Raw genomic sequence first — 7,772 nt, 5'->3', positions numbered from 1 at the left:
AGCTCAACGTCATGCCTCAACCTCTACTCGTGCGCTGCAGACCTGGCTGAGATGTGCGTTTACGTCTGCACCAGACTGCGTCGTTGGGTCCATTCCGGCAAATTCAATTTTGCAGGCCAGACTACTTAGGATCGGCAAGCGGCTTTCTTTGGTTACTTTCTTTGCCGCCGCAAAGAAAGTAACCCCACCGCCGGGGAGGCGGTTACTGAACAAAAAATCGCGACAAAAGAACCCGAAGCAATCAAAAAACAAAAACTACGAGCACATGAATGAGCACCCCAACCGCGCCCCCAACCAACGTCCCATTAACACGAATAAACTGTAAATCCCGCCCAATATTAAGCTCAACATCCCGCACCAAAGTAGCATCGTCCCACTGCTTGACAGTAGCCGCGATGTGCTTAGCAATGCCCTCCCGCAATTCAGGCGCAAGCGCCTTGAGCGCATCCCGCATATGCTCGTTGATGGAATCACGCAGAACAGGATCCCCGCCAAGCGCCTGAGCAAACCCGCCAGCCACCTCAACAACCTTGGCGTGCAACGCAGAATCCGGCCGCCTGAGATCGGCCTCGAGCCACGCAGTGAATTCGTCCCAAAGCCCGTTCACATATCCGCGCAACTCCGGACGCTCGAGCCATTGCCGCTTATGCGCAGCGATATGCTCCTTGAACGCCGGATCGCTCTTCAGCCGTTCGACGAACCGCTCCACCGCCGCATCGAATGCCTTGCGCCGCTCATGCTCGGGATCGCCGCTGATATCGTGCAGCCACTGATTCGCCCCGCGCACGAGGCCCGCCGCGAACTCCGCGCCGAGTTCCTCGGCATTCAGCCCGACGAAACCCAGCATGCCGACGAGCTTCGGATACTCCTCGCCCGCCACCGCGACGACCCGCGCCGCGAGCATTTCCTGCGTCTCCGGCTTGTCGAGCCAGCCGGCCATCTGCCTCAGACCTTCGTCGAGCAGCAACTGATGACGACGATCCTCAGTCAGCGTCGACAGCACGCCGCCCGCCGCGCCCGCGAGATCGAACTGTTCCGCGCGACGGCGGATCGCATCGTAGAGCACGTCCTTGATGCGCTGATCGTCGACGAAGGACACCAGTTGCCCCACCGCCGTCACCGCCTTTTTGCCGAGCAGATCGGCATTCTTCGGCTCGGCCAGCCATGCCGACAGACGGCTCGCCGGATCGAACGCGTTCACGCGCGCGACCAGCGCATCGGTGCCGAGAAAGCGATCGCGCACGAACACCGCGAGGTTATCCGCGACACGCGCCTTGTTGGCCGGAAGAATCGCCGTGTGCGGAATCGGCACGCCGAGCGGATGGCGAAACAATGCGACGACCGCGAACCAGTCAGCAAGCGCGCCGACCATCGCGGCTTCCGCGAACGATGACACCCACGCCCACACGCCCACGTCGTGCTGGCTCTTGGCGAGCGCGAACAGCGCCGCCGCGGCCACCAGCAACGCGGCGGCAAACCACTTCATTCTTCTGAGCGATGAGGCTTTGTCCTGCGTTTCCATCTTTATCGATCTTATGGTTTCGGAGAGGGCGCCAGCATAGCAGAATGACGCTGCAATGTGATCAAGGTGTCGATGGCGCGCAGCCCGTCTTCCACCGGCACGAAGATATGATCGTGATACGCGGCCGCCAGCACATTGCAGCTGATGTTCGCCTCGCCCAACGCGCGCGCGAACGCGGCAGTCAGGCCAACCGCGTGCAGGTCCGAATGAACCGTCAGCGTGATCCACGCCGCGCGAAACAACGGCGCGATGCCCGTCGCCGGCGCCGCGCCCTCTTCCATCACGACCAGCGTATCGAGATCGGAGATCGGCTTCGACATGATCGTCACGCCGCGTTTTCAGCGGAACGCGTGCGCCCCAGCACCGGGCGCAATGCCGCGCCCGTATGACTGCGCGGATGCGCGGCCAAGGTATCCGGGTCCGCCGCCGCGACGATCGTGCCGCCGTTCACGCCGCCTTCCGGACCGAGATCGAGCACCCAGTCCGCTTCGGCGATCACGTCGAGATCGTGCTCGATAACGATCACGCTATGCCCGCCATCCACCAGTCGATGCAGCACGCGAATCAGCTTCGCGACGTCCGCCATATGCAGGCCGACAGTCGGTTCGTCGAGGACGTATAGCGTATGCGGCGGCTTCTGGCCGCGTCGCGTGACGTCGTCGCGCACCTTCGACAGTTCGGTGACGAGCTTGATACGCTGCGCCTCGCCACCCGATAACGTCAGCGAAGGCTGACCGAGCGTGAGATAACCGAGGCCCACATCGCGCAACAATTGCAGCGGATGCGCGATGCTCGGCATCGTGCCGAAGAATTCGACGGCTTCGTCGATCTCCATCGTCAGCACTTCACCGATGTTCTTGCCGCGCCATGTCACCGCGAGCGTTTCAGGATTGAAGCGCTGACCGTGGCAGACATCGCACGGCACTTTTACGTCCGGCAGAAAGCTCATCGCGATGGTGCGCACGCCCTGACCTTCGCAAGCGGGGCATCGGCCGTCGCCGGTGTTGAACGAGAAGCGCGACGGCGTGTAACCGCGCGCGCGGGCTTCGAGCGTATCGGCGAACAGCTTGCGGATGGTGTCCCACATGCCGATATACGTCGCCGGACACGAACGCGGCGTCTTGCCGATCGGCGTCTGATCGACTTCGAGCACGCGATCGATCGCCTCGTATCCGGTCACGCCCGCGCAGCCCTGCCATGCATGCGTGACATCGAACTTCGGACGCGGCGCTTCACGCGCCAACACGCTGGCACGCGATTTCGTCGCGGGCGCATCGGCTTGCGCGGCCTTGCGCGCGCGTCGCACCGCAGGCGATGACAACACCGAACGGCCCACTGCATCGAGCAGGTTCGTCATCAGCACGTCGCGCGCGAGCGTGGACTTGCCGGAGCCCGACACGCCCGTGATCGCGACGAGACGATTCAGCGGCATGGTCGCCGTCACGTTGCGCAGGTTATGCAGCGTCGCGCCTTCGACCGTGAGCCATTGCTCGGGCACGGCCGCGCGCTTGGCCGTGCCGGTCCGCACTTCACGACGCGGCTGCAACGGGTGCACGATCGGATTCGCGAGGAACTGTCCCGTCAACGACGCCTTATGCGCCGCGAGATCGGTGACGTTGCCTTGCGCGACGACCGTGCCACCGCGCTTGCCCGCACCCGGCCCGATATCGATGATGTGATCCGCGCGGCGAATCGTGTCCTCGTCATGTTCGACGACGACGAGCGTATTGCCCTTGTCGTTCAGCTTGCGCAATGCGCTCAGCAGAATCAGGTTGTCGCGCGGATGCAGACCGATGGTCGGTTCGTCGAGTACATAGCACACGCCTTGCAGATTGCTGCCGAGCTGCGCCGCGAGTCGAATACGCTGCGCTTCACCGCCCGACAACGTAGGTGCCGCGCGATCGAGACTCAGATAGCCGAGCCCGACCTCTTCGAGAAACTGCAGGCGCCCTTCGATTTCGCTGACGACATCGCGCACGATATCCGCATCGCGTCCCTTGAGCTTGAGCTTCGAGATCCACTGACGCGTATCGCCGACGGTCCAGCGTCCGACTTCCGTGATCGGATAATCGCCGAACGTCACCGCGCGCGCGACATCGTTCAGACGCGTGCCTTCGCAATCCGGGCAGGGTTGATCGACGATATCGTCCGGTTCCTGATCCACCGAACCGATGCTTTGTTCGCGTCCGCGGTCGTCTTGCGCAAACAGCGTGTCGTCGAAGGCGGCGCGTTGTTCGCGCGTGAGCTTCACGCCCGTGCCGACGCAGGTATTGCACCAGCCATGTTTGCTGTTGTACGAGAACATGCGCGGATCGAGTTCGGGATAACTCGTACCGCATACCGGGCACGCGCGCTTGGTCGAGAACACGCGCGTTTCTTCCGTGCCGCGCCGATTGCCGCTTTGCCACGAGCCATACAGATCGTCGAGCGGCGCGATCAGATGCATCACACCCTTGCCGAGTTCGAGCGTATCGTCGAGCACGCGGCGCAGTTCGGCTTCGTTTTCAGCGGAGACGATCAGATCGGCCACCGGCAGTTCGATCGTATGTTCGCGGAAGCGATCGAGCTTCGGCCACGGACTGACCGGCAGAAATTCGCCATCCACGCGCAGATGCGTATTGCCACGCGTCTTCGCCCACTTCGCGAGATCCGTATACACGCCCTTACGATTGACGACCAGCGGCGCGAGCAGGCCGACATGCTGACCCTTGAAATCGCGCATGATCTGCGCGGCGATCGATTCCGAGCTTTGCGCCTGCACCGGCGTGCCATCGTGGATGCAATGCTGGATGCCGAGCTTCACGTAAAGCAGTCGAAGGAAGTGCCAGACTTCCGATGTCGTCGCAACGGTCGACTTGCGTCCGCCGCGCGACAGACGCTGTTCAATTGCGACCGTCGGCGGAATGCCGTAAACCGCATCGACTTCGGGACGGCCCGCCGGCTGCACGATGGAACGCGCATACGCGTTGAGCGATTCGAGGTAACGGCGCTGTCCTTCGTGAAAGAGAATATCGAACGCGAGCGTCGACTTGCCCGAACCCGATACGCCCGTCACGACGTTGAACTTGTTGTGCGGAATATCGACATCGAGCGACTTGAGATTGTGCTCGCGTGCATTGACGATACGCACCACGTCCTCGCCTTGCAGCGCCTTGCGCGCGCTCGCCACTTCGGCGGCGAGTTGCAGCGGCACGCCCGCGCGCTTCTCCGCCGCGCCCGGTTGCATCGCTTCTTCGTATTCGACCAGCGCGCGGCCCGTATGCGAATGCTCGCAAGCGGCCACGTCATCCGGCGTACCGACACACACCACTTCGCCGCCCGCATCGCCGCCTTCGGGACCGAGATCGATGATCCAGTCCGCCGCGCGAATCACATCGAGATTGTGTTCGATGACGATCAGCGAATGCCCGCGCTCGAGCAAGCGGCGCAGCGCCTGCATCAGCTTGGCTATATCATCGAAATGCAGGCCCGTGGTCGGCTCGTCGAACATGAAGAGACGGCTTTCGCTTTTCTTCGCCTGCGATGTTTCGGCGAGAAAGCCCGCGAGTTTCAGACGTTGCGCTTCGCCGCCGGAAAGCGTCGGCACCGGCTGGCCGAGCTTCACGTATTCGAGACCGACATCGACGATCGGCTGGAGCACGCGCAATACTTCGGCATCCTTTGCAAATAGATCGACTGCTTCGCTGACGGTCAGTTCGAGCACATCGGCGACGCTCAGTTCGCGCCCGCCGCGTTCGATCTTCACATCGAGAATTTCCGCGCGATAGCGGCGTCCATCGCAATCGGGGCAACGCAGATACACATCGCTCAGGAACTGCATTTCGACGTGCTCGAAGCCCGAGCCGCCGCATGTCGGGCAGCGTCCGTCGCCCGAGTTGAAGCTGAACATGCTCGCGCTATAACCGCGTTGCAGCGCGAGCGGCGCCTTTGCATAGAGCTTGCGGATTTCATCGAACGCGCCGACATAGCTCGCCGGATTCGAACGCGCCGTGCGTCCGATCGGCGATTGATCGACGAACACCACATCGCTCAGATGCTCCGCGCCCTTCAACGCACGAAACGCGCCGGGCGCTTCCGTCGCCTTGCCGAAATGACGCATCAACGCGGGTGCGAGCACGTCCTGAATCAGCGTCGATTTGCCGGAGCCGGATACGCCCGTCACGCAGACGAGACGTTGCAGCGGGATATCCACCGTGACGTCGCGCAGATTGTGATCGCTCGCGCCTTCGAGCGTGAGACGCGGCGTTTTCTTGTCGACCGCGCGGCGATTCCAATTCGATGCATGCGCCACATGCTTGCGGCCGCCGAGATACGCGCCGGTCAGCGTGTCGGTGGATTGAATCGCGTCCGGCGAGCCGTCGTAGACGATCTGGCCACCGCGTTCGCCCGGTCCCGGTCCCATGTCGATGAGACGATCCGCCGCGAGCATCACCGAAGGATCGTGCTCGACGACGACCAGCGTATTGCCCGCATCGCGCAAACGATGCATGGCCTCGACAATGCGATTCAGATCGCGCGGATGCAAGCCGATGCTCGGTTCATCGAGCACGAACAGCGTGTTCACGAGCGACGTGCCGAGCGCCGTCGTCAGGTTGATACGTTGCACCTCACCGCCCGACAGGGTGCGCGATTGCCGGTCGAGCGTGAGATAGCCGAGGCCGACATCGCAGAGATACTTCAGACGCGTGCGGACTTCGGCATGCAGCAGTTTCAGCGCTTCGTCGAGCAAGGTCGAAGGCAGCGTCAGCGAATCGAAGAAGCGACGGATACGTTCGATCGGCATCAGCATCAGATCGTGCACGGTCAGGCCGGGCAGCGCTTCGAGTTGCTCGCGCGACCAGTCGACGCCCATCGGCATGAAGCGATTGGCGGGCGACAGCACCGCATCGGCCTGCTCTTTCGTGCCGAGACGCCACAACAGCGATTCGGTCTTCAGGCGCGCGCCTTCGCAGACAGGACACGTCGTGTAGCTGCGATACTTCGACAGCAGCACGCGAATGTGCATCTTGTATGCTTTGGACTCCAGATAATCGAAGAATCGCTTCACGCCGTACCACTGGTTCTGCCACTTGCCGTCCCAGTCGGGCGATCCTTTGATGACCCAGTCGCGCTCCTTCTGCGTGAGGTCCTTCCAGGGCACGCCGAGGCGAATGCCGGCCTTTGAGCCGTATCGCACGAGGTCGTCCTGATTTTCCTTCCACGCAGGCGTTTGCAGCGTCTTGATCGCGCCTTCCTTGAGCGTCTTTTTATCGTCGGGAATCACGAGGCCGTAATCGACGCCGATCACGCGACCGAAACCGCGACACGTCTCGCACGCGCCATATGCCGAGTTGAACGAGAACAACGCGGGCTGCGGATCGGCATAACGCAGATCGCTTTCCGGGCTATGCAACCCGGTCGAGAAGCGCCAGATTTCCGGCTCGCTTTCTTCCTTCAGCACATAGACGTTGACGCGCCCGGTGCCGCGCAGCAACGCGCTTTCGATCGCTTCCAATGCGCGCGAACGCTCGGTGTTCTGCAAGCGAAACCGGTCGGCGACCACATCCAGCAACTGCCGCGCGCCCGATTCCGTCTCCACATGCCGCTTGGCCTGCACGCGCGTATAACCGCTCGCGGACAGCCATTGCGCGACTTCCTCGTCGCTCGCCGTATCCGGCAATTCGACCGGAAAAGTGATCGCGAGACGCGGATCGTCGGCGCGCGTGCGTTCGAGCAGTTCGGCGTAGATCGTCTCGGGCGTATCGTGACGCACGCGCAGCGCGGTCTTCTTGTCGAACAACTCGGCGGCGCGCGCGTAGAACAGTTTCAGGTGATCGTTGAGCTCGGTCATCGTGCCAACGGTCGAGCGCGAACTGCGCACCGGGTTCGTCTGGTCGATGGCGATGGCGGGCGGCACGCCGTCCACGCGATCCACCTGCGGGCGATCCATCCGGTCGAGAAACTGCCGCGCATAAGCGCTGAAGGTTTCGACATAGCGACGCTGACCTTCCGCGTACAACGTGTCGAACACCAGACTCGATTTCCCCGATCCCGACGGACCGGTGACGACCGTCATCTGGCCGGTGTGCAAGTCGAGATCGAGATTCTTGAGATTGTGCTGCCGGGCGCCGCGAATGCGGATTGCGTTGTTGGATGCCAATTTCTTAACCGATTCAATGAGTTGGACGGCTACCTGAAGCCGTGGGCGAACGCGGACCGGACCGGCCGGCGCGTACTCGCCGCTGCGAACAGTACTGTACACGCATACAGT

The 7,772-nt window shown here is 62.4% G+C and carries 2 protein-coding genes and 1 pseudogene; all 3 read right to left on the bottom strand.

Going from position 1 to position 7,772, the window contains the following annotated elements; all coding sequences use genetic code 11:
- Window positions 1–241: 241 nt before the first annotated feature.
- The 3 genes and pseudogenes from BVER_RS16625 to uvrA all read right to left on the bottom strand — a co-directional run bounded on the left by BVER_RS16625 (window position 242) and on the right by uvrA (window position 7,661).
- Window positions 242–1,486 carry a DUF445 domain-containing protein gene (locus tag BVER_RS16625; RefSeq protein WP_232316587.1) on the bottom strand — a complete coding sequence of 415 codons (1,245 nt, stop codon included), beginning with the start codon at window positions 1,484–1,486 and terminating at the stop codon, window positions 242–244.
- A 47-nt stretch (window positions 1,487–1,533) separates the two neighbouring features.
- Window positions 1,534–1,809, bottom strand: a pseudogene (locus BVER_RS16620) (ACT domain-containing protein); the annotation flags it as partial.
- Window positions 1,810–1,847: 38 nt separating this feature from the next.
- Entirely contained in the window at window positions 1,848–7,661 is a 5,814-nt protein-coding gene (gene uvrA / locus BVER_RS16615; protein ID WP_050454250.1) for an excinuclease ABC subunit UvrA, read from the bottom strand.
- Window positions 7,662–7,772 lie beyond the last annotated feature (111 nt).

The sequence above is a fragment of the Candidatus Burkholderia verschuerenii genome (assembly GCF_001189365.1).
Lineage (GTDB): Bacteria > Pseudomonadota > Gammaproteobacteria > Burkholderiales > Burkholderiaceae > Caballeronia > Caballeronia verschuerenii.
The sequence above is the reverse complement of the archived record's forward strand: the minus strand, read 5'-3'. Positions and strand labels throughout refer to the sequence as shown.

Excerpts from the sequence above, each read along its gene's own strand:
- BVER_RS16625 (WP_232316587.1), bottom strand. The coding sequence starts at position 1,486 with ATGAAGTGGTTTGCCGCCGCGTTGCTGGTGGCCGCGGCGGCGCTGTTC.